We start from the raw sequence: 24,871 nt of genomic DNA, 5'->3' as shown, positions 1-24,871 counted from the left end.
TGCCTTGCAGGGCATGGTGCAGCGCTTTCAGGTGTAAGTCCGCCGGATGAAAAAAGCCCCGCTTCTCGATCGAGAAGCGGGGCTTTTTTATTGGGGATTAGCTGTTGTCTTTCAGGTGCTCGAACAAGCCTTTTGGCATTTTTTTGCCATTGGCTTCGTAGTTGGCTTTCACGTTATCAAAAGCCTCTTGTTCATCGATCTGGCCGTCATGGTTGGTGTCGATCTTGTCGAAGTCGGCCTTGGGCGCCACTTTCAGGAATTCCGCACGGGATACCTTGCCGTCGCCATCGGTGTCGGTGCGAGCCATCGATTCATCGCCGCACTTGCCTTCGCCACATTTGCCTTCAGGGGTTTTCACGACCTGTTCGGCCGAGGCCAGCAGGTAGCCCTGGGTCAGCGGCTGCGAAGCAAATACAGAGCCGGACAACATCATGCCACCGGCCAGAACGGCGCCGAGCAGGCCAATGGTGTTCTGGCTGGGAGTAGGGGTACGGGACATTTCACATCTCCTGGGTTGCACGACACAACCGTTCGATAAAGGACGCCACGTAAGTGCGGCGATAACCTGTGCAGGCGGGGTGCCTTGCTCGGGTGTGGTCATTTAGCGGGCGTGGTGTATCGCTACTGTGTCGCGCAAGGGGGGAGTTTGTAAGGGAAGGGACGGAATCGGGGTGAGAGATACAGTGAGACACAGATCTGCAGGTTGGTGGAGAACAAATGTGGGAGCGAGCCTGCTCGCGATGAGGGATTAACATCCAGCAGATGTACTGAATGTCAGACCACTATCGCGAGCAGGCTCGCTCCTACAGTCGATGGGTATCAGTGCAGCTTCAGCCGCGGCTCCGTCCCGCGCCCGATCTTGCTGCCCAACATCAACATCGCCGTGCGGAACGCGCCATACAGTGCCATCTGGTGCATCCGGTATAGCGACACATAAAACATCCGCGCCAGCCAACCCTCGAGCATCACGCTGCCGGTCAGGTTGCCCATCAAGTTACCCACAGCCGAAAAACGCGACAGCGAAATCAGCGAGCCGTAGTCCGTGTATTTGTACGTCGGCAGAGGCTTGCCTTCGATCCGCAGCTTCAACGATTTGGCCAGCAACGACGCCTGTTGATGCGCAGCTTGCGCGCGCGGCGGCACATTGCGATCAGTGCCCGGCTGCGGGCAGGCCGCGCAGTCACCAAAGGCGAAAATGTTCTCGTCGCGGGTGGTTTGCAGGGTCGGCAGCACGTGCAGTTGATTGATGCGGTTGGTTTCCAGGCCATCGATGTCCTTGAGAAAACCCGGAGCACGAATCCCGGCCGCCCAGACTTTCAGGCTGGCGTTGATCACTTGGCCATCGGCGGTGATCAGGCTGTCGGCGGTCACTTCACTGACAGCCGCATTGGTCATCACGTTGACCCCGAGTTTCTCCAGGGTTTTATGCACAGGCCCGCCGATACGCTCCGGCAGGGCCGGCAGCACCCGTGGCCCGGCTTCGATCAGGGTGATGTGCATGTTTTCCGGTTTGATCCGGTCCAGGCCGTAAGCCGCCAGTTCATGGGCGGCGTTGTGCAGCTCGGCGGCCAGTTCGACCCCGGTAGCACCGGCGCCGACGATGGCGACGCTGATCTGCTCAACCTTGTCGGTCTGCCCCGCATGGGCGCGCAGGTAGTGGTTGAGCAACTGCTGATGGAAGCGCTCGGCCTGTTTGCGGGTGTCGAGGAACAGGCAATGCTGCGCCGCGCCCTGAGTGCCGAAATCGTTGGTGGTGCTGCCGACAGCGATCACCAGCGAGTCGTAACCCACTTCACGGGCCGGCACCAGTTCCACGCCGGCTTCGTCGTAGGTGGCGGCCAGCTGGATTTTCTTCTGTGCGCGATCAAGCCCGCTCATGCGCCCCAGCTGGAACTCGAAGTGGTTCCATTTCGCCTGGGCAACATAGTTGAGTTCGTCTTCGGAAGAGTTCAGGGAACCGGCCGCCACTTCGTGCAACAGCGGTTTCCAGATGTGGGTCAGGTTCGCGTCGACCAGCATCACACGGGCCGTGCCGCGCTTGCCCAGAGTCTTACCCAGACGGGTAGCCAACTCCAGACCGCCGGCGCCGCCGCCAACGATGACAATACGATGAGTCATGGGGATATCTCGCAAGGCTAAAAGAAATCGGTGCAATTACCCGAGCGAGCGCGAGGCAGCTCATAGCGTCAGGTAACTGATAAATCGGCTCAACAGGCCCAGACCAATGGTCACTGCCAACACCACCACCAGGAGCATCCACGGCCGGAAAGGCCGGCGCTCGACTCGGTGCTGGGACAGTTGCAGGTACTCTTCGACATGCTTCTGGTCGTCGGGGTTCAGGCGGCTGGTCATATCGGGCCTCGTCAGGGGTAGACGTTGCTGAATGTGTAGAAGCTACAAGCGAGCTGCTGTGTAACACGTTAGCCCGCGTTGAACGGAGCATAGCCGCTGGCAGGAATCGGCTCGACGCTCACCGTGTCGTCCAGGCGAATGATTCCACTTTGTAACACTCGGGCGGTGATTCCGCCATGCCCGCGAACGGCCTGAAAGGTCCCGGGGCCGAGGTTGTTTTCGAGGCGGGCGCAGGGTTGGCACCAGCCGGTGGTTTCGAAAATCGCCTGGCCGATTTTGAAGCGGCGACCCTTGAGGCTGAACAGATTGATACCGCTGATAACGAGGTTGCGCCGCAAATCATCAGGTAATACAGGATTATCTTCTGGCCGGTCCATCAGCGAATTGATCACCGCCAGATGTTCCCACTGAATCAGCGTCACCTGCCGTGCATTGCGTGCACCGGGACGCGCGTGATCACCGGTCAGGCCGGCTTCAAGCCGCGCCTCCACCGCATCGAGTTCGATCATCTGTGAACGTGATTCCGGCCGCACGCCGATCCAGCGGACCCGGCCTTGTTGCGGCACTTCGGTAATCAGCTCCTGCAACGGACTCACAGGCTGATCCCGACATCGAAGACGATGCTGCGACCCAGGTTACTGCGCAGGAAATCCGGTGCATCCGGATGGGCGAACAGCACACGGGCGAACGTCGGACCGACCAGCGACAACGAACGCCAACCCTGGCGCAGGTATTCGGTTGGCGGCGGGAAATGGCTGTTGAGGTCGAGCACTTCGCGCTTGAGGCTGGCGAACGCAATGATGTCCAGCTCGCCAAGGTCCATGCCGCGCTCTTTGTAGTTGTGCGCTTTTTTGCGCAAGGTCGGTGCCAGCCTCAGCAGGAATTCATTGGCCGGAATGCGCCGGGGCTTGGCCTCGCGGCGCACCAGTTGGCTCAGGGAAAAGGCGCTGCGCCGGCGTTGCAACTCGTCGCGCCATTCATCGTTGAGGCGCCGGCCTTCGTCGAGCACGAAGAACACCTCGAAACTGGCGTCACGAAACAGCACGTCCGGCGGCTCTCCGGCGGGGGCGAACTCGTCCGCCCGATAGGGAATGTTCAGGCCTTGCAGCAGGCGCTGGCACACCCAACGCTCACGCTCCCATTTGCGGGCATTGGAGAGGAACGCGTTGGCTTGCTCGGCCGCAATGGTCAGCAGGCGTAAATAATCTGAATCATCCATAGGCCCAAGCTTAGCGTTCAAATGCGATCGCAAAGAAGACAGTTTGTCGGAGAAGAGCAAAAGACTGTCGCGTCAATCCCGCAACAATCCTCATTCAGCGCCCGGTTCAGGGCATTGCACAAAACGGATAGCGATCTGCGCAAAGCGGCTATTGCCCCGTGCCTGGCATCGTTACCCTCGGCTTTACGGGACGTTAGCCGCTTTACCGACGCTCTTAAAAAAACAACAACAAGAGATAAATGCCATGCGCAAGATTGACGTACATGAGGTTATCGACAACGCACGATTCAACCGCTTCCATTGGATGGTGCTGTTCTGGTGTGCCCTGATCATCATTTTCGACGGTTACGATCTGGTGATCTACGGCGTGGTGCTGCCGATGCTGATGAAAGAGTGGGGGCTCAGTCCCCTGCAAGCCGGCGCGCTGGGCAGTTATGCACTGTTCGGGATGATGTTCGGCGCGCTGTTTTTCGGTCCGCTGTCGGACAAGATCGGCCGCAAAAAAGCCATCACGATCTGCGTGATGCTCTTCAGCGGTTTTACCGTGCTCAATGGTTTTGCCCGTAACCCCACCGAGTTCGGCCTGTGCCGGTTCATTGCCGGTCTGGGTATTGGCGGGGTGATGCCCAACGTCGTGGCGCTGATGAACGAGTACGCGCCAAAAAAAATCCGCAGCACGCTGGTCGCCATCATGTTCAGCGGTTATTCGGTGGGCGGCATGCTCTCGGCGGGACTTGGCATCGTGCTGATCCCGAGCTTCGGTTGGCAGTCGGTGTTTTACGTCGCGGTGCTGCCGCTGGTGTTGTTGCCGTTGATCATGTACTTCCTGCCCGAGTCGGTGGGTTTCATGCTGCGCCAGGGACGCAATGAAGAGGCGCGCAACATCCTCCAACGGGTTGACCCGGCGTACGTCGCGCAAACCAGCGATCAACTGCACATGAGCGAAGTGAAGGGCACCGGCACCCCCGTGTTACAGCTGTTTCGCGAGGGGCGTGCGCTGCGCACACTGATGCTGTGGCTGGCGTTTTTCTGCTGCCTGCTGATGGTCTACGCCTTGAGTTCCTGGTTGCCGAAACTGATGGCCAACGCTGGTTACAGCCTGGGGTCGAGCTTGTCGTTCCTGCTGGTGCTCAACTTCGGTGCCATTTTCGGTGCGGTCGGTGGCGGCGTCCTGGGTGACAAGCTCAACCTGCCGCGCGTGTTGGCGGTGTTCTTCGCCATGGCTGCCGTGTCGATCACCTTGCTGGGTTTCAACAGCCCGATGCCGCTGTTGTACCTGCTGATCGCCATCGCCGGCGCTACCACCATCGGCTCGCAGATTCTGTTGTACGCCTGCGCCGCGCAGTTCTACTCCATGACCATTCGCTCCACCGGTCTGGGCTGGGCGTCGGGCATCGGGCGCAACGGCGCCATCGTCGGCCCGCTGCTGGGCGGTGCCTTGCTGGGGATCAGCCTGCCGCTGCAACTGAACTTCATGGCGTTTGCCTTGCCCGGTGCGGTGGCTGCCATCGCCATGACCGTGTTCGCCATCAGCAGTCGGCGCAGCGCCAAAGGTGTTGCCCGGACGCTGGCGCCGACCAGCGCTTGAACCTGGCGGCGGACGACGCGGCGTAATGCCGTGTCGCCTGGTCGGGACCACACCTTTTTCCCGAACAAGAGCGGCCGGGCCTGCGCCACGGATCGCCTGACGAGTCTTGCGGCGAGGTTTCATGAAAGCGTTTTTCCAGGACTTTTCCCTGTCTGCGGCCGTCGCCGGATTTATCGCCACGGTGATTTCCTACGCAGGTCCGTTGGTGATTATTTTTCAGGCCGCCGAGGCCGCACACCTGTCGCGGGAAGTGCTGTCGTCCTGGGTCTGGGCAATTTCCATCGGCAGCGCAGTGCTCGGCATCGGTTTGAGCCTGCGTTACCGCGTGCCGGTGATCATCGCGTGGTCGGCACCGGGCTCGGCGTTGCTGGTGGCGCTGCTGCCGGGGATCTCCATGCCGGAGGCGGTGGGCGCCTATCTGGTCAGCAGCGTGATTATCTTTCTGGTCGGGGTGTCGGGGGCGTTCGACCGGATCATCGGCAAACTGCCGGCGGCGATTGCGGCGGCGATGCTGGCGGGGATTCTGTTCAGCTTCGGCACCGGGCTGTTCGTCTCGTTGCAGGGCAAGCCGTTGTTGGTGCTGGCGATGTTTGCCACGTACCTGATCTGCAAGCGGGTGATGCCGCGTTATGCGGTGTTGATGGTGCTGCTGGTGGGCTGCTCGATGGCTTTTCTCGCCGGTGATTTACACGGCGAGGCGTTGGTGATCGGTCTGGCCACGCCGGTGTGGATCACGCCTGCGTTCAGCCTGAGCGCGACCCTCAATATCGCCTTGCCGCTGGTGATGGTGGCGCTGACCGGCCAGTTTGTTCCCGGCATGGCGGTGCTGCGCGCCAGCGGCTTCGCAACACCGGCCGGGCCGATCATCGCCAGCAGTGCGTTGGGCACGGCGCTGTTGGCACCGTTCGGTTGCCATGGGCTGAATCTGGCGGCGATTACCGCAGCCATTTGCACTGGCCGCGAGGCGCATGAGGATTCCGGCAAACGCTACGTGGCCGGGGTGGTGGGCGGGCTGTGTTACCTGGTGCTGGGGATCTTCGGTGCCACGCTGGTTTCGTTGTTTTCAGCGTTCCCCAAGGAACTGATCGCGGCCCTGGCCGGGCTGGCGCTGTTCGCTGCAATTGCCGGGTCGTTGGCCGGCGCAATGGCCGTGCCGAGCGATCGTGAAGCCGCGTTGGTGACCTTTCTCACTACCGCGTCGGGCATGTCGTTGTTTGGTTTGTCCGCTGCATTTTGGGGGCTGATTTTCGGCATGGTCACCCACCTGTTGTTAAACGCCCGTCGCGAAAGCGCTGCGGCTGAAGCACTTCAACCTGTCGATCAATAAAAATAAGAGAAAAAACGATGAAACAGATTCTTCCAACAACCGGTTCAGTGTTGTCCATGGCTGTCGTCTCGGGTTTTTCCGGTGGGGTGATGGCCGCCGAGGGCGGCTTCATCGAAGACACCACGGCCACCTTGCAAGCGCGCAATTACTACTTCAGCCGGGACTTTTCCGACATCGTCGGGGCGAACAAGCAATCGAAGGCTGAAGAGTGGGCACAGGGCTTCATCCTCAACGTCAAATCCGGATACACCCAAGGCCCCGTCGGATTTGGCGTGGATGTGATCGGCCTGCTCGGCCTCAAACTCGACAGCAGTCCGGACCGGGTCAACACCGGTCTTTTGCCCGTAAAGGATGATGGGCGCGCGGCGAATGATTACAGCCGTCTCGAAGCTGCGCTGAAGGTGCGCTACTCCAAAACCGAGCTGAAGGTGGGTGAGTTGCAACCCAATTTGCCGGTGCTGGCCTTCAGCGATATCCGTTTGCTGCCGCCCAGCTATCAAGGCGCAAGCATCAGCTCGAACGAGATCAATGGCCTGACCTTGCAAGGTGGCCACTTGAATACGACCAGCCTGCGCAACGAGGCTGGCGACGAAAAGATGCAAGCCATGCTCGGCCATGTACCGCAGCGTCAGGTCAGCAGTGACGGCTTCAACTTCGCCGGTGCCGATTACGCCTTCAACGATAAACGCAGTTCGGTCAGCGCCTGGTTCGGGCAACTGGAAGACATTTACAACCAGCGGTTTCTCGGCCTCAAGCACAGCGAGCCGTTGGGTGACTGGACCTTGGGCGCCAACCTTGGTTATTACGATTCACGCGAAGACGGCAAAAAACTGCTGGGCAATATCGACAACCAGGCGTTCTTCTCCTTGCTGTCGGCCAAGCGCGGCGGTCACACGTTTTATGTCGGTTATCAGGGCATGTTCGGCGACAGCGCCTTCCCGCGGGTCTTTGCCAACATCACCCCGCTGGGCAACGAGGTGCCGACCTACGAGTTCGCCTACACCGATGAGCGTTCCTGGCAGGCGCGTTACGACTACGATTTCGCGGCGCTCGGCGTGCCGGGGCTGACCAGCACCGTGCGCTACATCTCCGGCAACAACGTCGACACCGGCCAAGGGTTCGAGGGCAAGGACCGCGAGCGCGATCTTGATCTTGGCTATGTGCTGCAGAGCGGCAGCCTGAAAGGCCTGGGGATTCGCGTGCGCAACGTGATGGCGCGTTCCAACTACCGCAGTGACATCGACGAAAATCGCCTGATCCTCAGCTACACATGGACGCTGCTATGAACCCTGAAAAAGAACAGTCACCGTACAAAATCGGCTTGCAGGTCAAGCTGGAGCAATTGACCGAGTCTGTGCTGCAAACCGAGGAGGACATGCGCTTTGCCAATCAACTGGCGCGCACGGCCGGCGAACGGGTCAAGGCGAGTGCGCTGAGCATGCAGTCTTCGGCCAGTGTGCTGGAGGATCTGAATCTCTACATGCAGCGTCTGGATCAAGTGTTCGACGAGCTCGGCAGTCAGTCGATGCGCATCGGCGCGATTGTCGGCAGCATTCAGGACATTTCCCGTCAGACCAACCTGCTGGCGTTGAACGCGGCGATCGAGGCGGCGAGGGCGGGCAGCCATGGCCGAGGGTTTGCGGTGGTGGCCGATGAGGTGCGCAATCTCTCGCGTCAGGCGGCGGACTCCAGTGCGCAGATCCGGCAAATCGCCACGGGGCTGGAACAGTCGGCCGAGCAAGCGCGACAGGGGCTTCAGCAGTTGTCCGGTTCAACACGCCTGGGGCTGGAAAAGGCCGGCGTGGCTTTGCATTCGATGGGTGAATTGCAAAGTGGTGCGGTGGCCAGGGTCGAGGTGGTCGAGCGGATCATGGCGCGGCTGGCCGGCCTGCATGATTTGGCGTTGCAGGCGAAGCGGATGATTGTGTGAGTCGTGTTACAGGTTGCTTGTGCAGTTGCCCATCACTTGATACGTCACGCGGTGGGTCTGGCCCTGATGATCGATGTACACCATGGTCGCGGGTACGACGTCGCATGCGGTTGCGGTGTCGGTCACTGAAACCACCTTGGCGATGTCCAGCGGTTGCGACGGGTCGTACGGGGTGGCGGGCTCGCTGCCGGCGGCCATGGCTGAGGTGGCTGCGACGGTCAGAATAAGGCTGATCAGGGTTTTCATTTTGTGGGCTCGGTGTTGGTTTTGATGCTTGAAGTTTAGTCTTTGGCTGTGGTCGATAAAGGGGGCTGGGACTGATTCAGCTTTGCAGGAAATGTAACAATCGCTTGCGGTGTTTTGATTGCGTACCTATCCGTTTCTTCGGTCTATACAAAAAGCCCCAAAGTAACCAAAGGGCTCTTGCCCCTTTCGTTCGGTGCCTCGCTTAGGCTCGGCATGCCCTCGCTCCGGTCCTGCTTCGTGGGCCTGCCGGCTGGCCTATCACTCAAAGCGTACGCATTCCCCTGTGGGAGCGAGCCTGCTCGCGAAGGACGTCAACGATAACGCGCGCTGTCTGAATGAACGCGGTGTCCGGACGTTTTTCGCGAGCAGGCTCGCTCCCACAGGTACAACGCCACTATTGGCTCTGGCTGTTGATCTTGTTTTTGATCTTGATCTGTCTGCCCCTTTCCCAGAGGCCGAAGAGCAAAATCGAAGCGCATTCAAAGCCCGGTGTAGACTGAGACCCAATCCTCTTTCGGCAAAGACAAAGGAGTGCGCCCCGCCATGATCGGTGCCGAATTACTGTCACCCGAAACCCTCACGGTGGGGTGGCTGATCTATGTGCCGATACTGATCTGGGCCATCGCGCGAGCACCGTGGGTCGAACTGTTCAGCGACCGCCGCCGCCAGCATCTGCTGTTCGGCACGGTGTTTGCGCTGTTCATGCTCTGGCTGGTGCGACGGGATTTCGATACCGGCGTGTCCTACCACTTCATCGGCATGACGGCCGTGACCTTGCTGCTGGATTGGCCGTTGGCGATTGTCGGCGGGCTGGTGGCGCAAACAGGGCTGGTGTTGCTCGGGCGTCAGGACTTGGCCGCTGTCGGGGTGAACGGCGCGTTGTTGATACTTTTGCCGGTGCTGGTCACCGAGTGCTGCGCGATCCTGGTGGAGCGGGCGCAGCCGCGTAATCCCTTTGTGTATATCTTCGTTTCCGGTTTCTTTGCGGCGGCGCTGTCGGCGTTGCTGTGTCTGCTGCTGGCGCTGTGGTTGCTGTGGTTCGACGAACGTTTCGCCATGCCGTACTGGCTCGAAGATTTTGTCGGTTACCTGTGGCTGATCATTTTTCCGGAGGCGTTTATCAACGGCATGGTAATCAGCGCGCTGGTGGTGTTCTGCCCTGAATGGCTGGAGACCTTCAATCGCACACGCTACCTTTCGGCGCCCTGGAAAGACGACGATCCCAAATCTTGATCCACATCAAATCCAAAAAGCGTTGACGAATCCATGCTCCGGAAAACCTTCAGGAGCATCGAAATGAGTGTCTACGAATGGGCAAGGCAGGAATTACGCCACAGTCTGGATGCGGCGCAAGAGGTGGGATTTGATCCGGGACTGAGCCTGCGCGCCTTGCTCAGTGCGGTGGTGCAGCAGAGCAAGGCTGTGCGCAGTATCGAGGATCTGGCCGACGAGTTGCAGTTTCTCGCCGAGAACCTCGATGACGGTCAGGACTACGGCTTCATGCGGCCCTGATGAGCGGCATCAGTGACGCGGATCGAAGTCTTCGCTGAACAGTTCGTCCTCGGCGTCCGGGCTTACCGGAATCTTGTGTTCTTCCGACGCCCAGGCGCCCAGGTCGATCAGTTTGCAACGGTCTGAACAGAACGGCCGGAATTTGCTTTCGGGGCTCCATTCGACAGGGGCGCCGCAGGTTGGGCAATCGACGGTTGGGGTTTGGCTCATGACTGGCCTCCACGCAAAGTAAGGTAAAAGTGATGCAGGCGTTCGACCTCGCTGTGCAGCCAGGCGAGGTCGCGGTCGTTGACCACCACATCGTCGGCATGGCTCACGCGATCCTGTCGGCTGGACTGGGCCTTGAGGATCGCCTGGACCTGTTGTTCGCTGGTCTGGTCACGTTGCAGGGTGCGTTCGATCTGTAGCTGTTCGGGGGCATCGATCACCAGGACCCGTTGGGTCAAGGCGTACTGCCCGGACTCGATCAGCAGCGGCGAAACCAGAATCGCGTAAGGTGATTGTGCCTTGCCCAGATGATCGGAGATTTCCTCGGCGATCAGCGGATGCAGCAGCGCTTCGAGCCAGCGCCGTTCCTCCGGCACTTCGAAGATCAATTTGCGCAATGCCGCGCGATCCAGTTGCCCGTCCGCTTGCAGCACGCCGGGCCCGAAGTGCTCGGCAATCTTCGCCAGCGCCGGGCGACCCGGCTCCACCACCCAACGCGCCGCGTGATCGGCGTCCACCACGTGCACGCCCAGGTCGATGAAGTGCTGGGCAGCCGCGCTTTTGCCGCTGCCGATGCCGCCGGTCAGGCCGAGAATCCAGGGTTTTTCCACAGGGGTATTCATTTCAAACCGACAAACTGCCAATAGAAGTCGGTTATTTGACCACCCCAGAGCAAGGCAATCCAGCCGGCAATCGCCAGATAGGGACCGAAGGGGATCGGCGTCGAGGTTTTCGCGTTGCGCACACGCAGCATAATCACGCCGATAACCGCGCCCACCAAGGATGACACCAGGATAGTCAGTGGCAAAATCTGCCAGCCGCCCCAGGCGCCGAACATCGCCAGTAACTTGAAGTCACCGTGGCCCATGCCGTCCTTGCCGGTGATCAGCTTGAACAGCCAGAACACCGACCACAGCAACAGGTAGCCGGCAATCGCCCCCCACAGCGCTTCATGCAGCGGCACGAACAGGCTGAAACTGTTGACGATCAGCCCCAGCCACATCAATGGCAGTACCAGCACATCCGGCAACAGTTGATGCTCGGCGTCGATCAGGCTCATGGCCAACAGGCCCCAGGTCAGGACCAGCGTCATGCACGCAGGCCAACCGAAACCGAAGTGCCACGCGATGAACGCCGACACCAGGCCGCAGGCCAGTTCGGTCAACGGGTAGCGTTTGCTGATCGGTGTCGTGCAGCTTGAGCATCGTCCACGCAGAAAGACATAACTGAGCACGGGGATGTTTTCCCAGGCCCGGATCCGGTGGCCACAGTGCGGGCATTGGGAGTGAGGCAGTAGCAGGTTGTAGGTCGCAAGCGGTGTTTCGGTGGGCAGGCCCAGAATCTCATGGGCCTGCACTCGCCACTCACGCTCGAGCATTTTCGGCAGGCGCCAGATCAGCACATTGAGAAAGCTGCCGACCAGCAGGCCGACCACCCCTGCAATAGCGACGAAGGTCAGCGGGTAGACAGTCAGGATTTCGTTCAAGGGCATGTCAGATCGCTGTGCCGAGTTGGAAGATGGGCAGGTACATCGCAACCACCAGGCCACCGACAATAACACCCAGCACCACCATGATGAACGGCTCCATCAGGCTGGTGAGGTTATCGACCATGTTGTCGACCTCGTCCTCGTAGAAACTCGCGACTTTGTCGAGCATGTCATCCAGTGCACCGGACTCTTCGCCAATGGCGGTCATCTGGATCGCCATGTTCGGAAAGACGCCGGAAGTGCGCATGGAGAAGTTCAGTTGCATCCCCGTCGAAACGTCCTGCTTGATGCGCAGCACCGCTCGCTTGAACACGATGTTGCCGGTTGCGCCGGCCACCGAATCCAGCGCTTCCACCAGTGGGACACCCGCCGCGAAGGTGGTCGACAGCGTGCGGGCGTAGCGGGCCACGGCAGACTTGTACATCAATGTGCCAATCAACGGCAGTTTCAGCAGCCAGGTGTCCGTCCGGTCCCGAAAGCCTTGCGAGGTTCTGAAGGCATGGCGCAGGCCGAAGATCGCCGCGATCAACACGCCGAGCATCATCCACCACCAGTCCTGCATGAACTCCGACAGGCCGATGACCATCACCGTGAACGCCGGCAGTTCGGCACCAAACCCTCTAAATACCGACTCGAACTGCGGCACCACCTTGACCAGCAGAATCCCGGTCACAATGATCGCGACGAACACCACGCACAGCGGGTACGTCATGGCTTTCCTGATTTTGGCCTTGAGGCTTTCGCTCTTTTCCTTGTAGGTCGCCACCCGTTCCAACAGGGTGTCCAGGGCGCCGGCCTGCTCGCCGGCATCCACCAGGTTGCAGTAGAGCTCATCAAAATACTGGGGCTTTTTGCGCAAGGACGCAGCGAAGCTGTTGCCCGCCGCGACTTCCTGTTTCACCTCATCCACCAGCTTGCGCATGGCCGGGTTATCAAAGCCTTCGCCGATGATGTCGAACGACGGCAACAACGGCACGCCGGCTTTCATCATGGTCGCCATTTGCCGGGTAAACAGGGCAATGTCCTGGGCCTTGATGCGCTTGCCCATGTCGAAGATCGAGGCAGACTTCTTGCGCACCTTGCCGGGGTTGATGCCTTGTTTGCGCAACTGAGCCTTGATCAACGCCGGGTTTTGACCGCTCAGTTCGCCGGTCATTTTCGTGCCTTTCCTGTCCGTGCCTTCCCAGGTATACACGCTGATTTTTGCTGCTTTGACCGCCATGTTCAGTCCTTCGTGACCCGGTTGATTTCTTCAAGACGGGTGATGCCGCCATTGCACTGATCGCAACCGACCGGTTCATAGATCGTGAATAAGCCGATGCGTTCCTCGTGCTTGGCCAGGCCGCTAGGGGCGATGTCATTCATTGGGGTACCGGACGCAGACAGTTCATGACTTATAGCCTAGTCAAACGGTGGAACCAAACCAGGGTGACCCAGGTGACAAAAAGTGTCAGATAGTGCGGATTCTGGGGGTAGGAAAGGGCGTTGCGTAGTTTGCGAACCCCGGCAACAGGGCTAGAAAGGGCTTGGCACGGGCTGTGCTGCGGCTAGTTCAGATCATGAGATTCCGACTCATGCATGGAGCCTGTCTATGAACACTCAAAAAGGTTTTACCCTGATCGAACTGCTGATCGTGGTGGCGATCATCGGGATTCTGGCGACATTTGCCTTGCCGGCTTACTCGAAGTATCAGGCGCGGGCCAAGGTGACGGCCGGTCTGGCGGAGATTTCCGCCTTGAAGGTTCCGTTCGAGGATCTTATGAACCAGGGGACCGATCCGGCTCTGGCGACGATCGGCGGCACGGCAACAACCTCTAACTGCACCACGACAGCCACGGGTAAAGCGGCTGACGGTACCGGCACTATCGGCTGCACCATTCTGAATGCTCCGGGTCCGGTGTTGAATAAAACCATTACCCTTTTGCGTTCGTTGACTGGCTGGACATGCGTCACCACCGTCGAACAGGAATACGCGCCTAAAGGCTGCGCCGGCGTCGCCCCGGCCGCTTGATTCATCGCCACGCTCAATACCTCGCCTTTCATGGGGCGGGGTATTTTTTTGTTCGCCGTCCAGGTAAATCCTGGGATTGAGAAAACCTCCGACAATTCATGGCCTTAGGCCTGCGGCAAAACCCGCAACTTGCATGTCGATAATTTCGCAGTCATGCATTTTGCATGATTCCGAAAATCAGGTGATTAAATAAGTTGTTGTTTTATAAAGATTTATTGTCTGTCTCAAAGTTGGCACAGCGTTCGCAATATCTCTGGTAACCCTGCTGACAAGACACGCAGCAGACTTTCTAGAAAAACAGGAGTTACTCGTATGAAGAAGTTCGCTATTGCTGCCGCTACTGCTACCGCGCTGACCCTGACCATGGCCAACGTAGCATTTGCTCAAACCCAGGCTACCCAGGCGCCAATGGTGCTGGCCGCTGGTGAAGTGACCAAGGCCAAGGAAGCTACTTCCGACACCTGGATCACCACCAAAGTCAAAGCTGACCTGGTGACCGAAAAAGGCATTCCTGGTACCGATATCAAAGTCGAAACCAACAAAGGCGTCGTGTCCCTGTCGTCCACCGTTGCGGTGACTGACGCTCAGAAAGCCACCGCCGTGGCCATCGCCAAGAAAATCAAAGGCGTCCAGGCGGTCTCCGCTGACGGCCTGAAAGCCGAGTAAGGCAAGACTTCTCGCCTGGACCGGGAGAAGGCGCGGTAGACGAGCCGAGTCATACGTCTGCCGCAACTTGAGAGTTCATGCGAAGGCCACAAGGATGTGGCCATTACAGGCCCCGGACATTCGTGTCCGGGGCCTGTTCTATTGTGGGCTGCGCAAAACAACTGTGGGAGCGAGCCTGCTCGCGAAAGCGGTCTTTCATTCAACGTATGTATCGAATGTCAGTCAGCAATCGCGAGCAGGCTCGCTCCCACATGGGTGTGTGGTGGGTTCAGTTACCGCGCTTGCTGGTGATCTGCTTCAAGCGATTACCTTCAAACCGCAGGTACTGGTACATCCCGCCGTTGGGCCCGTAGGTCCATTCCTCGACCTGAAACTCTTCCCGTCGGTCGACGCTGCGCTTGTAGCCCAACACATCGCGGCTGACCGGTTCACCGCATTTCTGCAGCACCTCGCTGGAACGGTCGCCGACGCTGATCAATTGACTGCCGCAGCGCAGGGTATCCGCCGCCGAGGCCTGACTGGCAGCCATTGCCAGTACCAGGCTCATCAGCGATCGTCTGATCATCACTCGGCGTCCAGATGCAGCGGCGTAATCACCCGACCGTCGCCTTCAGCTTCGCCGAGGCTGGCGTCGACAAAGTACACGCGGTCATCGGCCAATTGACCCTTGTCGACCAGGTAATCCTTGATGCTGCTGGCGCGATCCTGGCCCAGCTGACGCAACAGCACGTCGCTGGAACTCCAGAACTTGATCACGCCTTCGCGCATTTTCGCGGTGCGTTCTTCCTTGCCCAGGTCTTTCCATTCGGCCGGTGGCTGAGTCTTCAGGCGCGTGCGGTAAATCCCTTCCAGGAGCGCACCTTTCTCGCCGTCCGGTACTTGCAGCAGCGAGGCTTGAGCCGGCACCTTGTCGCCGCGACGCTGGAGCATTTTGTAGTAGTTGTACTGGTATTCCCGTTCCAGGCGCTGCTCGGCGATCAGTGGGCCATCGCTGCTTGCAGCGGCGGTGCCTTCGATTTCCAGGCGCAGGGCCGGACGTTCCTTGAGGGCCTGGGACAACTTGACCAGCGAACCCTCGGCGTCTTTGCTCAGTTCACTTGAGCCCGGTGCAAACGATACGGTGCCCAAATCTTCCGAACCGCCACCACTGACCAGCCCGCCAATCATTTTGAACGGCGCGGCGGCGGCTTTGACGATCAGGTTGCGCAGAGTCTGCCAGACAATCGGCATGATGCTGAACTGCGGGTTGTTCAGGTCGCCCGTTACCGGCAGCTCGATGGAAATCTTGCCGTCGACGTCCTTGAGCAAGGCAATCGCCAGTTTCAGCGGCAGGCTCACGGCGTCCGGGCTGTCGACTTTTTCACCCAGTTGCAGTTGTTCGACCACCACTTTGTTTTCGGCCTTGAGCTGGCCCTTGGTGATCAGGTAATGCAGGTCGAGATTGAGCCGGCCCTTGCGGATGCGGTAACCGGCGAACTTGCCGGAGTAGGGCGTCAGCGTGGTCAGTTCCACCCGTTTGAAACTGGTGGCGATATCGAGGCTGGCCATCGGGTCGAACGGGTTGACCGAGCCCTTGATGGTCACCGGTGCATAGCGGTCGACTTTGCCTTTGATGTCCACGGTCGCGGGTTTCGCCTGACGGCTGTCGATGGTGCCGATCTGCCCGTTGAGCTGTTGAACGGCGGTCGCGAAGTTCGGGGTGAGACTGAAGTCGGCAAAGTTGGCCGAGCCGTCATTGATGGCGATGCCACCGATGTGGATGCCCAGCGGCTTGTCCTTGCCGGCTGCCGGTTTTGCGGCGGCAGTCTTGGCGCCAGAGTCGGCCGGCTGCGGGATCAGCAGATCATCGATGTTGGTGGTGCGGTCATCGTTGATCATGAAGCGCGCGTAGGGCTGGAACAGGTTGACCTTATCGATCGACAGGCTGTCGCCGTGCTGATAGTTCAGGCCTTCGAGCACCAGCTGCTGCCACTTGAGGAAGTCGCGGGTTTTCAGGGTGTCGAGGGTATGCAACTGGTCGACCTGAGCTTTGCCTGTGACGCTGAAGGCCAGTGGCTCAGTGCTTTTCAGATTGACTGCCAGATCACTGCCGAGCATGCCGCTGCGCAGTTCCAGGCGAATGAACGGGTTGATGTAGGACTGGGCGACCCGCAGGTCGATGTCCTTGGTTTGCACCTTCAGTTTGGCGCTGACCGGGGCCAGATTGACCTCGCCGTCGGCAGTGAGCTTGCCTTGCTTGCCCACGCCGGTGTCGAGCTTGAGACTGAAGGGCGAGCCATTGAGGCTGTCGAAATTCTGCAGGTCCAGATTCAGCGGGCCGACGTCAACCGCCACGGCGGGTTGCGCCTTGCGGTCAGCCAGATGCACCTGGTAATCACGCAATTGCACGTCTTTGAGCAGTACCTGCCAGGGTTTGCTCGGTGGCGCGGGTTCGGGTTTCGGTGAGTCGGCGGCGGCTGGGGTACTGACCGGTTCGGCGTTGGCTTTGACGGTCTCTTTGGACGGTTGGCTGGCGAACAGTTTCTGCCAATCGAGTTGCCCATCGGCTTCGAGGGCGGCCCATGTTTCGAGTTTCTGGCTACGGATCTTGCCGACTACCACCTGCTGTTTCGCCAGGTCCACGGTGGTTTCGCTGATGTCCAGTCGCTCGAGTTTCGCCAACGGCCGACCGTCCGGGGCCTTGATGGCGAACGGTGCGATGCTGACCGCGACATTGCTCAGCAGCAGTTCGGTTTCCTTGGACAGGTTGAGCTTGTAATCGGTGCTGAGGTTGACGACGCCGTCTTCGAGGTCCAGTGGCACAGCGTCACGCACATAGGGCCAAAAGGCTTTCATCTTGCCGTCGGTGACTTTCAGCTTACCTTCTGAGGCGATCGGGATCAGGCTGAAATTGCCGGTCCAGTCGATCTGTCCACCTGCCGGGCCGATGGCCACCAGCGTCATGTCGGCACTGTCTTCGGGCAGGGTGCTGAGGTTTTTCAGTTCGAAATCGAGTTTGTCGTAGAGAAATTCGATCGGCTCGCTGGGGCGTGCGTCCTGGAAGTGCACATAGCCGTCGGCCAGTTTGATGCGCTCGACCCGCAGGGGGAACGGTTTGGCGTCCGGGTTGGCCGGCGTCGGCTCGCTCGCCGGCAGTTTGAACAGGCCGAGCAGGTTGAGTTTGCCGTCCTTGCCGAAGAGGATTTCGGTCTTGGGTTTGTCCAGTTCGATATCGGACAGGTGCAGCGCTTTGGTCCAGAGGCTGTCGATCTGCAGGTTGGCATACAGTCGCTCGAAGCCGACCTGCTCCTTGCCCGGCTCGCCGATGATCAGGCCCCACAGCGTCACTTCAAGGCTGAAGGGGTTGAGCTCTATTCGCGTAAGGGTGGCGGGCGTCGTGGCGTAGTTGGCCAATTGCTGATTGGCCACCCGCAACGCGATACCCGGCAAAATCAGAAACCCCAGCAGGCTGTAGAGGGCCAGAGCAGTCAACAAAGCGCCGATAGCGCGAATCAATCCTTTGGGCATGTGCGGCTTCATCTGTCTGAATCGGAGTGCGTTGGAGTATGGCACGCGTTTCCGGTTCCGAAGTAATCACGCCTTATAGGATTTATCTGATTTTTCCGTTGATTTTCAGAGCTGCAGGATCAGGGTTTTCAGTGGCGGCTGCTGATCCATGGACGGGAAATCGCCGCCCGGTTTCATCACTGTCCACTCACGCACCGGTCGTCCGGCTTTCTCTGCACAACGTAGAACCTGTTCGCGCCACTCGTCCATGCTGACCTTTGCCAGGTTGTTGCAGCAGATCAGCACGCCACCGTCGGCGGTGGTCAGCAGCGCGGGTTTGAGCAGGCTCTGGTAGTCGCGCAGCAGGTCGACGGTGCCGAAAGCGCTCTTGGCCCAGGCCGGCGGGTCGAGCAGCACCAGGTCGTACTGACGCTGTTCCAGACGCTGGTAGCTCGGCAGCTTTTGCCCGCGACGCTGGCTGATCGGCAGGCCGGCCAGTTGGCGGATCGCCGGGAAGTAATCGGACTGGATGAACTCCATGGTCGGCAATTGCGGATTGAGCAGGCCGTTCTCATGGCCGACCGCCAGGTTGCCTTCGGCGAAATCCAGATTGCAGACCTCACGCGCACCCCCGGCCGCAGCGCTGAGACCGACGCCACAGGTGTAGGCAAACAGGTTCAGCACGCTTTTGTTTTGGCTGTGTTCCTTGATCCAGCCGCGCGTGTTGCGCAGGTCCAGGAACAGCAACGGATCCTGGCCTGCGTGGCGACCGCGAACCCGGTAATTGAGGCCCCATTCGTGACCGATCAGGTCTTGCAGCGCGGCTTCGTCGGCGCGGTAGACGGTGTCTTCACGGTCGATGCGTGAGTTGCCACGGGAGCGGTCGTTGTAGACCAGCAGGGTGTCGAGGCCCAGGTGTTGATTGATGGTGTCGTGCAGTTGCAGCAGCGCATCCCGTTCCAGCGACTGGTGAAAGCTCTGCACCAACAGTTGCGGGCCGTAGCGGTCGATGGTCAAGCCACCGGCGCCTTCTTGGCTGCCATGAAACAGGCGATAGCAATCGGTGCCTTGCTGATGCAGCTCCGCAAGCAGGTCCTGGCGATGATCGAGGGCGGCGCGCAGCGCCTGATTCAAGGAAGACATGCTGGGCGCCTTGCAGGAGGGAATTTGGCGCGGGAGTTTAACAGCTTGGCGCCAGACCGAGTTGCTGCTATCGCGAGCAGGCTCGCTCCCACAGGTAGCGCGGTGATTTTGTGGGAGCGAGCCTGCTCGCGAAGCTTTTAAGCTTTTTTTCAGGTCAACAAACCCATCCGCCGTTTGGCCCGATGCACCGAGCCATTACGCACCGCCCAACGCAGCATCGGTGCACTGCGATTGACGCTGGCGCGGATCAGCTTGCGTTGCAGCGGGCTCTGGCTGACACCCAGCATGTCACTGGCCCAGTCCGGCAGCAGGTCGATTCCGGCCTGCATCATCAAGCCGCCGAAAGGCTTGGCCAAACGGCTGGGGGCCGGGGCGTTCAACAGCAGGCGCAACACCTCGCGACTGCGCTCGTCGCACAGCAGTTGCGGGCGGATTCGTTCAAGGTAATCGGCAATTTCCTGCCGTGAACGGGGTACGTTACGGGCGCCAAGGCGTTCAGCGACCAAGGCGATTTCGCCGTAGTAGCGGTCCTGATCGGCCAGGGACAGGTGCGGATTGCGGTAACGCAGGTGCGCGGCGAGGAAGTTGCTGACCTCGGCCACATGCACCCAGGTCAACAGGTCGGGATCACTGGCGGCGTAGGACCGGCCATCCGGCGCAGTGCCGGTCACTTGCAGGTGGATGGTGCGGACTTTCTCGATCAGCCAGTCGGCGTCCTTACGCGAACCGAAGGTGGTCCCGGAAATGAACTGCCCGGTGCGGCGCAACCGACCGATCATGTCCTCGCGGAAATTTGAATGGTCCCAGACTCCGGCCAGTTCCAGTGGATGCAGGGCTTGCAGCATCAGGGCGCTGATACCGCCTATCAGCATGCTGCTGAAATCGGCATGGACTTGCCAGCTCACCGAATCGGGGCCGAACAGGCCGGGATCGCCCTTGGGGTTTTCCAGGTCGAGCTTGCCCAGGGACAGACCGGTCAGGCTCATGATCTGGGTTTCGATGCGGGTGCGGATGAATTCCATGGCGACTCAGTGGCGAAAAAAAGGGCGCGGCCTTGGCCCAATCACCCTGTAGGAGCGAGCTTGCTCGCGATGAACGCTAACGATAAAGCGTATTTTCTGAATAAACGCGGCGCGCTTGAATCCATCGCGAGCAAGCTCGCTCCTACAGGGTAATAGGCCAAGGCCGCGCACACGTTATTGATTCAGACGTTTATCGACCAACTCCTGAGCCACGCTTGGATCAGCCAGGGTCGAAGTGTCGCCCAGGCTATCCAGTTCATTGCAGGCGATCTTGCGCAAAATCCGCCGCATGATCTTGCCTGAACGGGTTTTCGGCAAGGCCGGTGCCCACTGGATCAAGTCCGGCTTGGCGAAACTGCCGATTTCCTTGCTGACGTGCGCCAGCAGTTCTTTCTTCAGTTCTTCATTGGCCTCGGTACCGTTCATGGGGGTGACGAAGGCGTAGATGCCCTGGCCCTTGACGTCGTGGGGGTAACCGACCACTGCGGCTTCAGCGATGCTGTCGTGCAACACCAGGGCACTTTCCACTTCGGCGGTGCCGATGCGGTGCCCGGAGACGTTGATCACATCGTCGATACGCCCGGTGATCCAGTAGTCGCCATCTTCGTCGCGGCGCGCACCGTCGCCGGTGAAGTAATAGCCGGGGTAAGGTTTGAAGTAAGTGTCGACCATCCGTTGCGGGTCGCCGTAGACACTGCGGATCTGCGCCGGCCAGCTGGATTTGATGGCCAGGACGCCACTGCCGGCGCCTTTGATTTCCTTGCCTACCTCATCCAGCAGCACCGGTTGCACGCCGAACATCGGTTGGGTGGCGCAGCCGGGTTTGATTCGTTGGGCGCTGACCAAAGGGCTGAGCATGATGCCGCCGGTTTCGGTCTGCCACCAGGTATCGACGATCGGGCAACGCTGCTCGCCTACGACGTTGAAGTACCATTCCCACGCTTCCGGGTTGATTGGCTCACCAACACTGCCGAGTAATCTGAGGCTCGCGCGGGAGGTTTCCTTCAACGGTTCGGGGCCTTCGCGCATCAGCGAGCGCAAGGCGGTCGGTGCGGTGTAGAAGATGTTCACGTGATGCTTGTCGATCACCTGCCAGAAGCGCGAGCTGCTCGGGTAGCTTGGCACGCCTTCGAAGATCAGCGTGGTCGCGCCGTTGGCCAGCGGACCGTAGACGATGTAGCTGTGGCCGGTGACCCAGCCGACGTCGGCGGTGCACCAGAAAACCTCGTTGTCGCGGTAGTCGAGCACGTACTTGAATGTCATCGCCGCTTGCAGCAGATAGCCGCCGGTGGTGTGCAGCACGCCTTTGGGTTTGCCGGTACTGCCGGAGGTGTAGAGGATGAACAGCGGGTCTTCGGCGTCCATCGGCTCAGGCGGGCAATCATCGCTGACATCGCGCAACGCCTGGTGATACCAGAGGTCACGGCCTTCGACCCAGTTCACTTCGCCTTGGGTGCGCTCGACCACAATGACGGTGCTGACGTTCGGGCAACTTTTCAGCGCCTCGTCGACTTTCTGCTTGAGCGGCACGAATTTGCCACCGCGTACGCCTTCGTCGGCGGTGATCACGGTGCGGCAGTCGGCGTCGAGAATCCGGTCGCGTACAGAGTCCGGGGAGAAACCACCAAACACCACCGAATGCACGGCTCCGATCCGCGTGCAGGCGAGCATCGCGTAAGCGGCTTCGGGGATCATCGGCATGTAGATGCACACGCGGTCGCCTTTTTTCACGCCACGGCTTTTGAGCACATTGGCCAGGCGGCAGACGTGGTGATGAAGTTTTTTGTAGGTGATTTGCGCGGACTCGGCAGGGTCGTCGCCTTCCCAGATGATCGCGATTTGATCGCCGCGCTTTTCCAGGTGGCGGTCGATGCAGTTGTAACTGACGTTCAACTTTCCGCCGGCAAACCAGCTGGCTTCGCCGGTCTTCAGGTTATAGCGCTGGACCGTATCCCACGGCGTACTCCAGTCGAGAAAGCGGGTGGCCTGTTCGGCCCAGAAGGTGCTGGGGTGCTCGATGGATTGGCGGTACAGGCGCTGATAGTCGTCTTGACTCAAATTTGCAGCCCGGCGGACGGCATCGGCTTTGGGGAACGTGCTGATATCGAACATGACGGTTCCTTATTCTTGTTTTGCGACAAGAGGGGAGCTGCGCGACCCTCGTAGGAGCTGCCGAAGGCTGCGATCTTTTGATCTTGATTTTTAGAAGATCAAAAGATCGCAGCCTTCGGCAGCTCCTACAGTGATAGCGCACGCCACCGATTTTGCAGTAAGCCCGGTGCCGTAGAACTGTCGATGCTGCAAGTTAAAAGGGGCGGGTAAACCGCCCCTTCAGCCTATCACCCGCGGTGACGACCGCGGAAGTAGTTGATCAGGCCTTGGGTGGATGCATCGTCAGCCGGGGACTCTTCGCTGCCGACCAGGCGGTTGTAGACGCCTTTGCCCAGTTCCTTGCCCAGCTCCACGCCCCACTGGTCGAAGGCGTTGATGCCCCAGACCACGCTTTGCACGAAGACTTTGTGTTCGTACAGCGCCACCAGCGCGCCAAGACGCCGCGGGCTGATGCGCTCGACCACCAATGTGTTGCTCGGACGGTTGCCCGGGATCACCTTGTGCGGCGCGAGTTTCTGCACTTCTTCTTCACTGATGCCTTTGTCACGCAACTCGGTTTCGGCCTCGGCGTGGGTCTTGCCGAGCATCAATGCCTGGCTTTGCGACAGGCAGTTGGCGTACAGCCACTGGTGGTGGTCGGACACCGGGTTGAAGCTGACGATCGGCACGATGAAGTCGGCCGGGATCAACTGGGTGCCCTGGTGCAGCAACTGGTGATACGCGTGCTGACCGTTGCAACCCACGCCGCCCCAGATCACCGGACCGGTGTCGGTGGACACCGGGGTGCCGTCCTGGCGCACGCTCTTGCCGTTGGATTCCATGTCCAGCTGTTGCAAGTGTTTGGTGATGTTGCGCAGGTAGTGATCGTACGGCAGGATCGCGTGGCTCTGCGCACCCCAGAAGTTGCCGTACCAGACACCGAGCAAGGCCAGCAGCACCGGCATGTTCTGTTCGAAGGGCGCGCTCTGGAAGTGCTGGTCCATGGTGTAGGCACCGGACAGCAGTTCCTTGAAGTTCGACATGCCGATGGCCAGGGCAATCGGCAGACCGATGGCCGACCACAGCGAGTAACGGCCGCCGACCCAGTCCCACATCGGGAAGATGTTTTCTTCGCGGATACCGAATGCCACGGCTGCGGCGTTGTTGCTCGAGACCGCGATGAAGTGACGATACAGCTCGGCTTCCGAACCGCCCTGAGCCAGGTACCAGGCGCGAGCGGCCTGGGCGTTCTTCAGGGTTTCGAGGGTGTTGAAGGATTTCGACGAGACGATGAACAGCGTGGTCTCGGCGCGCAGCTTCATGGTCAGCTCATGGAACTCACTGCCGTCGATGTTCGCCAGGTAATGGCAGCGCACGCCTTTCTGGGCGTAGGACAACAGTGCTTCGGAGACCAGCTCAGGGCCGAGGAACGAGCCGCCGATACCGATGTTCACCACGTCGGTGATCGGCTTCTCGGTGTAACCGCGCCACAGACCATCATGGATGCGGCCCACGAGGTCGGTGATCTGGTTCAGCACTTTGTGCACTTCGGGCATCACGTTGACGCCATTGACCGACAGCTTGTCGCCGAACGGGCGGCGCAGCGCGGTGTGCAGGGCAGGACGGCCTTCGGAGGAATTGACGATTTCGCCTTCGAACAGCGATTTGATCGCGCCCTTGAGGTCGACTTCGTTGGCCAGGCCCACCAGCAGATTGCGGGTCTCGGCGTTGATCAGGTTCTTCGAATAATCGAGAAACAGGCCGCAGCTGCTGAGGGTGAATTGAGTAAAGCGCTGCGGGTCGGCATTAAAGGCTTCGCGCATGCTGAAATCCTGCATGGCTTGGCGGTGGTCATTCAACGCTTGCCAGGCGGGCAGAGCGGTCACGTCGTGAGGAGTGCGGTAGTACGCCATCGCTGCGGGTTTCCTTTTTACTTGAACGGCCTTTTGAACACTAAAAATCCCGGAGCGCTGCGGGTGGGCGTCCGGTCAACTGCGTCGACACGAATTCATGGCGCAGGGCGAATACAGTAAACCCCGCGCAGTGATCTGTCTTGACTTTGTCTGACCTGTTTCCGGTACTTTTTTAACATCGAAGTTGGGAACGGTCCGACAAACGGAAGCGAGACAGACTACGGTTCGATCAGGCGACCTGGACCGGAATGGCGTTGCTGGTGTGGCTCAGTTCGTTGCCCGGCGCCATGTAGAGCATGCGCGGTTTGAAGTTGAGCAGCTCGGCTTCGCTGTAGTGAGCGTAAGCGCAGATGATCACGCGATCACCGACCTTGGCCTTGTGCGCGGCGGCGCCGTTGACCGAAATCATGCGCGAACCTTCTTCGCCACGAATCGCGTAGGTGGTGAAGCGTTCGCCGTTGTCGACGTTGTAGATCTGGATCTGTTCGTACTCACGGATGCCCGACAGGTCCAGCCATTCACCGTCGATGGCGCAGGAACCTTCGTAATCGAGTACAGCGTGGGTGACTTCGGCGCGATGCAGCTTGGCCTTGAGCATGATGGCGTGCATGAGTGTGTTCCCAGGTCGAAATCGAACGGCGGGCAGCGCCCACAGGCGCGTAGGAGCTG

The 24,871-nt window shown here is 59.7% G+C and carries 26 protein-coding genes; 8 read left to right on the top strand and 18 right to left on the bottom strand.

What is annotated here, in order from left to right:
* Window positions 1–97 precede the first annotated feature (97 nt).
* The 5 genes from ACYZUD_RS18795 to ACYZUD_RS18775 form a co-directional block, all read right to left on the bottom strand.
* Window positions 98–499: an HvfA family oxazolone/thioamide-modified RiPP metallophore gene (locus ACYZUD_RS18795; protein ID WP_462019629.1), complete on the bottom strand. Its 402-nt coding sequence runs from the start codon at window positions 497–499 to the stop codon at window positions 98–100.
* 320 nt (window positions 500–819) lie between these two features.
* Window positions 820–2,118: an NAD(P)/FAD-dependent oxidoreductase gene (locus tag ACYZUD_RS18790; protein ID WP_462019628.1), complete on the bottom strand. Its 1,299-nt coding sequence runs from the start codon at window positions 2,116–2,118 to the stop codon at window positions 820–822.
* Between the two features lie 60 nt (window positions 2,119–2,178).
* Window positions 2,179–2,352: a DUF3094 domain-containing protein gene (locus ACYZUD_RS18785; protein ID WP_096820886.1), complete on the bottom strand. Its 174-nt coding sequence runs from the start codon at window positions 2,350–2,352 to the stop codon at window positions 2,179–2,181.
* Window positions 2,353–2,420: 68 nt separating this feature from the next.
* Window positions 2,421–2,948, bottom strand: a complete 528-nt coding sequence (locus ACYZUD_RS18780) for an MOSC domain-containing protein (protein ID WP_462019627.1) — start codon at window positions 2,946–2,948, stop codon at window positions 2,421–2,423.
* Entirely contained in the window at window positions 2,945–3,571 is a 627-nt protein-coding gene (locus tag ACYZUD_RS18775) for a DUF1780 domain-containing protein (protein ID WP_007970534.1), read from the bottom strand. Before ACYZUD_RS18775 ends, ACYZUD_RS18780 begins: the two co-directional genes overlap by 4 nt.
* Before the next feature lie 244 nt (window positions 3,572–3,815).
* On the opposite strand from ACYZUD_RS18775, the gene ACYZUD_RS18770 reads away from it, so the two are divergent.
* The 4 genes from ACYZUD_RS18770 (at window position 3,816) to ACYZUD_RS18755 (ending at window position 8,416) form a co-directional block, all read left to right on the top strand.
* Window positions 3,816–5,159: an aromatic acid/H+ symport family MFS transporter gene (locus tag ACYZUD_RS18770; protein ID WP_462019626.1), complete on the top strand. Its 1,344-nt coding sequence runs from the start codon at window positions 3,816–3,818 to the stop codon at window positions 5,157–5,159.
* 121 nt (window positions 5,160–5,280) lie between these two features.
* Window positions 5,281–6,486, top strand: coding sequence for a benzoate/H(+) symporter BenE family transporter (locus tag ACYZUD_RS18765; protein WP_462019625.1), 1,206 nt, complete (start codon window positions 5,281–5,283; stop codon window positions 6,484–6,486).
* A gap of 17 nt (window positions 6,487–6,503) precedes the next feature.
* Complete coding sequence (locus ACYZUD_RS18760; protein WP_462019624.1) at window positions 6,504–7,772, top strand: OprD family porin; 1,269 nt, start codon at window positions 6,504–6,506, stop codon at window positions 7,770–7,772.
* Window positions 7,757–8,416, top strand: a complete 660-nt coding sequence (locus ACYZUD_RS18755) for a methyl-accepting chemotaxis protein (RefSeq protein WP_462019623.1) — start codon at window positions 7,757–7,759, stop codon at window positions 8,414–8,416. Before ACYZUD_RS18760 ends, ACYZUD_RS18755 begins: the two co-directional genes overlap by 16 nt.
* 6 nt (window positions 8,417–8,422) lie before the next feature.
* On the opposite strand, the gene ACYZUD_RS18750 is transcribed toward ACYZUD_RS18755, so the two are convergent.
* Window positions 8,423–8,662, bottom strand: a complete 240-nt coding sequence (locus ACYZUD_RS18750; RefSeq protein ID WP_462019622.1) for a DUF2790 domain-containing protein — start codon at window positions 8,660–8,662, stop codon at window positions 8,423–8,425.
* Between the two features lie 543 nt (window positions 8,663–9,205).
* On the opposite strand from ACYZUD_RS18750, the gene ACYZUD_RS18745 reads away from it, so the two are divergent.
* Both ACYZUD_RS18745 and ACYZUD_RS18740 read left to right on the top strand, forming a co-directional pair.
* Window positions 9,206–9,895, top strand: coding sequence for an energy-coupling factor ABC transporter permease (locus tag ACYZUD_RS18745; RefSeq protein ID WP_462019621.1), 690 nt, complete (start codon window positions 9,206–9,208; stop codon window positions 9,893–9,895).
* A 63-nt stretch (window positions 9,896–9,958) separates the two neighbouring features.
* Entirely contained in the window at window positions 9,959–10,174 is a 216-nt protein-coding gene (locus tag ACYZUD_RS18740) for a hypothetical protein (protein WP_017340822.1), read from the top strand.
* Between the two features lie 9 nt (window positions 10,175–10,183).
* Here ACYZUD_RS18740 and yacG read toward each other — a convergent pair whose 3' ends face one another.
* Genes yacG through ACYZUD_RS18715 form a run of 5 tightly spaced genes read right to left on the bottom strand, consistent with a single transcriptional unit; the run spans window position 10,184 to window position 13,235 of the window.
* On the bottom strand, window positions 10,184–10,384 hold the full coding sequence (gene yacG, locus ACYZUD_RS18735; RefSeq protein WP_253418608.1) for a DNA gyrase inhibitor YacG: 201 nt from the start codon (window positions 10,382–10,384) through the stop codon (window positions 10,184–10,186).
* Window positions 10,381–11,004, bottom strand: coding sequence for a dephospho-CoA kinase (coaE, locus tag ACYZUD_RS18730; protein WP_462019620.1), 624 nt, complete (start codon window positions 11,002–11,004; stop codon window positions 10,381–10,383). Before coaE ends, yacG begins: the two co-directional genes overlap by 4 nt.
* Window positions 11,001–11,873 (bottom strand): prepilin peptidase, encoded by an 873-nt coding sequence (locus ACYZUD_RS18725; RefSeq protein WP_462019619.1) that lies wholly within the window; start codon window positions 11,871–11,873, stop codon window positions 11,001–11,003. The genes coaE and ACYZUD_RS18725 overlap by 4 nt, the downstream gene beginning before the upstream one ends.
* 1 nt (window position 11,874) lies before the next feature.
* Window positions 11,875–13,092 carry a type II secretion system F family protein gene (locus ACYZUD_RS18720; RefSeq protein ID WP_462019618.1) on the bottom strand — a complete coding sequence of 406 codons (1,218 nt, stop codon included), beginning with the start codon at window positions 13,090–13,092 and terminating at the stop codon, window positions 11,875–11,877.
* A 2-nt stretch (window positions 13,093–13,094) separates the two neighbouring features.
* Complete coding sequence (locus ACYZUD_RS18715) at window positions 13,095–13,235, bottom strand: hypothetical protein (RefSeq protein WP_462025211.1); 141 nt, start codon at window positions 13,233–13,235, stop codon at window positions 13,095–13,097.
* A 226-nt stretch (window positions 13,236–13,461) separates the two neighbouring features.
* Between ACYZUD_RS18715 and ACYZUD_RS18710 the strand changes: the two genes are divergently transcribed.
* A complete protein-coding gene (locus tag ACYZUD_RS18710) occupies window positions 13,462–13,881 on the top strand; it encodes a pilin (RefSeq protein ID WP_462019617.1) in 420 nt (139 codons plus the stop codon).
* A gap of 312 nt (window positions 13,882–14,193) precedes the next feature.
* A complete protein-coding gene (locus ACYZUD_RS18705) occupies window positions 14,194–14,547 on the top strand; it encodes a BON domain-containing protein (RefSeq protein WP_008042835.1) in 354 nt (117 codons plus the stop codon).
* A 268-nt stretch (window positions 14,548–14,815) separates the two neighbouring features.
* Here the strand turns inward: ACYZUD_RS18705 and ACYZUD_RS18700 are convergent, their stop codons facing one another.
* From ACYZUD_RS18700 to panD, 7 genes are all read right to left on the bottom strand, one after another.
* Entirely contained in the window at window positions 14,816–15,112 is a 297-nt protein-coding gene (locus ACYZUD_RS18700; protein WP_462019616.1) for a DUF2845 domain-containing protein, read from the bottom strand.
* On the bottom strand, window positions 15,112–18,066 hold the full coding sequence (locus tag ACYZUD_RS18695; RefSeq protein ID WP_462019615.1) for a DUF748 domain-containing protein: 2,955 nt from the start codon (window positions 18,064–18,066) through the stop codon (window positions 15,112–15,114). The genes ACYZUD_RS18700 and ACYZUD_RS18695 overlap by 1 nt, the downstream gene beginning before the upstream one ends.
* A gap of 93 nt (window positions 18,067–18,159) precedes the next feature.
* Window positions 18,160–19,176, bottom strand: coding sequence for a class I SAM-dependent rRNA methyltransferase (locus ACYZUD_RS18690; RefSeq protein ID WP_462019614.1), 1,017 nt, complete (start codon window positions 19,174–19,176; stop codon window positions 18,160–18,162).
* 149 nt (window positions 19,177–19,325) lie between these two features.
* Window positions 19,326–20,198, bottom strand: coding sequence for an oxygenase MpaB family protein (locus ACYZUD_RS18685; protein WP_462019613.1), 873 nt, complete (start codon window positions 20,196–20,198; stop codon window positions 19,326–19,328).
* Between the two features lie 174 nt (window positions 20,199–20,372).
* A complete protein-coding gene (acs, locus tag ACYZUD_RS18680; protein ID WP_462019612.1) occupies window positions 20,373–22,310 on the bottom strand; it encodes an acetate--CoA ligase in 1,938 nt (645 codons plus the stop codon).
* A 227-nt stretch (window positions 22,311–22,537) separates the two neighbouring features.
* Window positions 22,538–24,202 carry a glucose-6-phosphate isomerase gene (gene pgi / locus ACYZUD_RS18675; protein WP_462019611.1) on the bottom strand — a complete coding sequence of 555 codons (1,665 nt, stop codon included), beginning with the start codon at window positions 24,200–24,202 and terminating at the stop codon, window positions 22,538–22,540.
* Between the two features lie 229 nt (window positions 24,203–24,431).
* Entirely contained in the window at window positions 24,432–24,812 is a 381-nt protein-coding gene (gene panD, locus ACYZUD_RS18670; RefSeq protein ID WP_003228271.1) for an aspartate 1-decarboxylase, read from the bottom strand.
* Window positions 24,813–24,871 lie beyond the last annotated feature (59 nt).

It is taken from the genome of Pseudomonas sp. XS1P51, assembly GCF_054897845.1.
Note: the sequence above shows the minus strand (reverse complement) of the source record. Positions and strands in the feature narration are given on the sequence as shown.

What these genes read in the sequence shown, in the direction of transcription:
- ACYZUD_RS18795 (WP_462019629.1), bottom strand. Translation starts at nt 499, where the DNA reads ATGTCCCGTACCCCTACTCCCAGCCAGAACACCATTGGCCTGCTCGGC.
- ACYZUD_RS18790 (WP_462019628.1), bottom strand. Translation starts at nt 2,118, where the DNA reads ATGACTCATCGTATTGTCATCGTTGGCGGCGGCGCCGGCGGTCTGGAG.
- ACYZUD_RS18785 (WP_096820886.1), bottom strand. Translation starts at nt 2,352, where the DNA reads ATGACCAGCCGCCTGAACCCCGACGACCAGAAGCATGTCGAAGAGTAC.
- ACYZUD_RS18775 (WP_007970534.1), bottom strand. Translation starts at nt 3,571, where the DNA reads ATGGATGATTCAGATTATTTACGCCTGCTGACCATTGCGGCCGAGCAA.
- ACYZUD_RS18770 (WP_462019626.1), top strand. Translation starts at nt 3,816, where the DNA reads ATGCGCAAGATTGACGTACATGAGGTTATCGACAACGCACGATTCAAC.
- ACYZUD_RS18765 (WP_462019625.1), top strand. Translation starts at nt 5,281, where the DNA reads ATGAAAGCGTTTTTCCAGGACTTTTCCCTGTCTGCGGCCGTCGCCGGA.
- ACYZUD_RS18760 (WP_462019624.1), top strand. Translation starts at nt 6,504, where the DNA reads ATGAAACAGATTCTTCCAACAACCGGTTCAGTGTTGTCCATGGCTGTC.
- ACYZUD_RS18755 (WP_462019623.1), top strand. Translation starts at nt 7,757, where the DNA reads ATGGACGCTGCTATGAACCCTGAAAAAGAACAGTCACCGTACAAAATC.
- ACYZUD_RS18750 (WP_462019622.1), bottom strand. Translation starts at nt 8,662, where the DNA reads ATGAAAACCCTGATCAGCCTTATTCTGACCGTCGCAGCCACCTCAGCC.
- ACYZUD_RS18745 (WP_462019621.1), top strand. Translation starts at nt 9,206, where the DNA reads ATGATCGGTGCCGAATTACTGTCACCCGAAACCCTCACGGTGGGGTGG.
- ACYZUD_RS18740 (WP_017340822.1), top strand. Translation starts at nt 9,959, where the DNA reads ATGAGTGTCTACGAATGGGCAAGGCAGGAATTACGCCACAGTCTGGAT.
- yacG (WP_253418608.1), bottom strand. Translation starts at nt 10,384, where the DNA reads ATGAGCCAAACCCCAACCGTCGATTGCCCAACCTGCGGCGCCCCTGTC.
- coaE (WP_462019620.1), bottom strand. Translation starts at nt 11,004, where the DNA reads ATGAATACCCCTGTGGAAAAACCCTGGATTCTCGGCCTGACCGGCGGC.
- ACYZUD_RS18725 (WP_462019619.1), bottom strand. Translation starts at nt 11,873, where the DNA reads ATGCCCTTGAACGAAATCCTGACTGTCTACCCGCTGACCTTCGTCGCT.
- ACYZUD_RS18720 (WP_462019618.1), bottom strand. Translation starts at nt 13,092, where the DNA reads ATGGCGGTCAAAGCAGCAAAAATCAGCGTGTATACCTGGGAAGGCACG.
- ACYZUD_RS18715 (WP_462025211.1), bottom strand. Translation starts at nt 13,235, where the DNA reads ATGAATGACATCGCCCCTAGCGGCCTGGCCAAGCACGAGGAACGCATC.
- ACYZUD_RS18710 (WP_462019617.1), top strand. Translation starts at nt 13,462, where the DNA reads ATGAACACTCAAAAAGGTTTTACCCTGATCGAACTGCTGATCGTGGTG.
- ACYZUD_RS18705 (WP_008042835.1), top strand. Translation starts at nt 14,194, where the DNA reads ATGAAGAAGTTCGCTATTGCTGCCGCTACTGCTACCGCGCTGACCCTG.
- ACYZUD_RS18700 (WP_462019616.1), bottom strand. Translation starts at nt 15,112, where the DNA reads ATGATCAGACGATCGCTGATGAGCCTGGTACTGGCAATGGCTGCCAGT.
- ACYZUD_RS18695 (WP_462019615.1), bottom strand. Translation starts at nt 18,066, where the DNA reads ATGAAGCCGCACATGCCCAAAGGATTGATTCGCGCTATCGGCGCTTTG.
- ACYZUD_RS18690 (WP_462019614.1), bottom strand. Translation starts at nt 19,176, where the DNA reads ATGTCTTCCTTGAATCAGGCGCTGCGCGCCGCCCTCGATCATCGCCAG.
- ACYZUD_RS18685 (WP_462019613.1), bottom strand. Translation starts at nt 20,198, where the DNA reads ATGGAATTCATCCGCACCCGCATCGAAACCCAGATCATGAGCCTGACC.
- acs (WP_462019612.1), bottom strand. Translation starts at nt 22,310, where the DNA reads ATGTTCGATATCAGCACGTTCCCCAAAGCCGATGCCGTCCGCCGGGCT.
- pgi (WP_462019611.1), bottom strand. Translation starts at nt 24,202, where the DNA reads ATGGCGTACTACCGCACTCCTCACGACGTGACCGCTCTGCCCGCCTGG.
- panD (WP_003228271.1), bottom strand. Translation starts at nt 24,812, where the DNA reads ATGCACGCCATCATGCTCAAGGCCAAGCTGCATCGCGCCGAAGTCACC.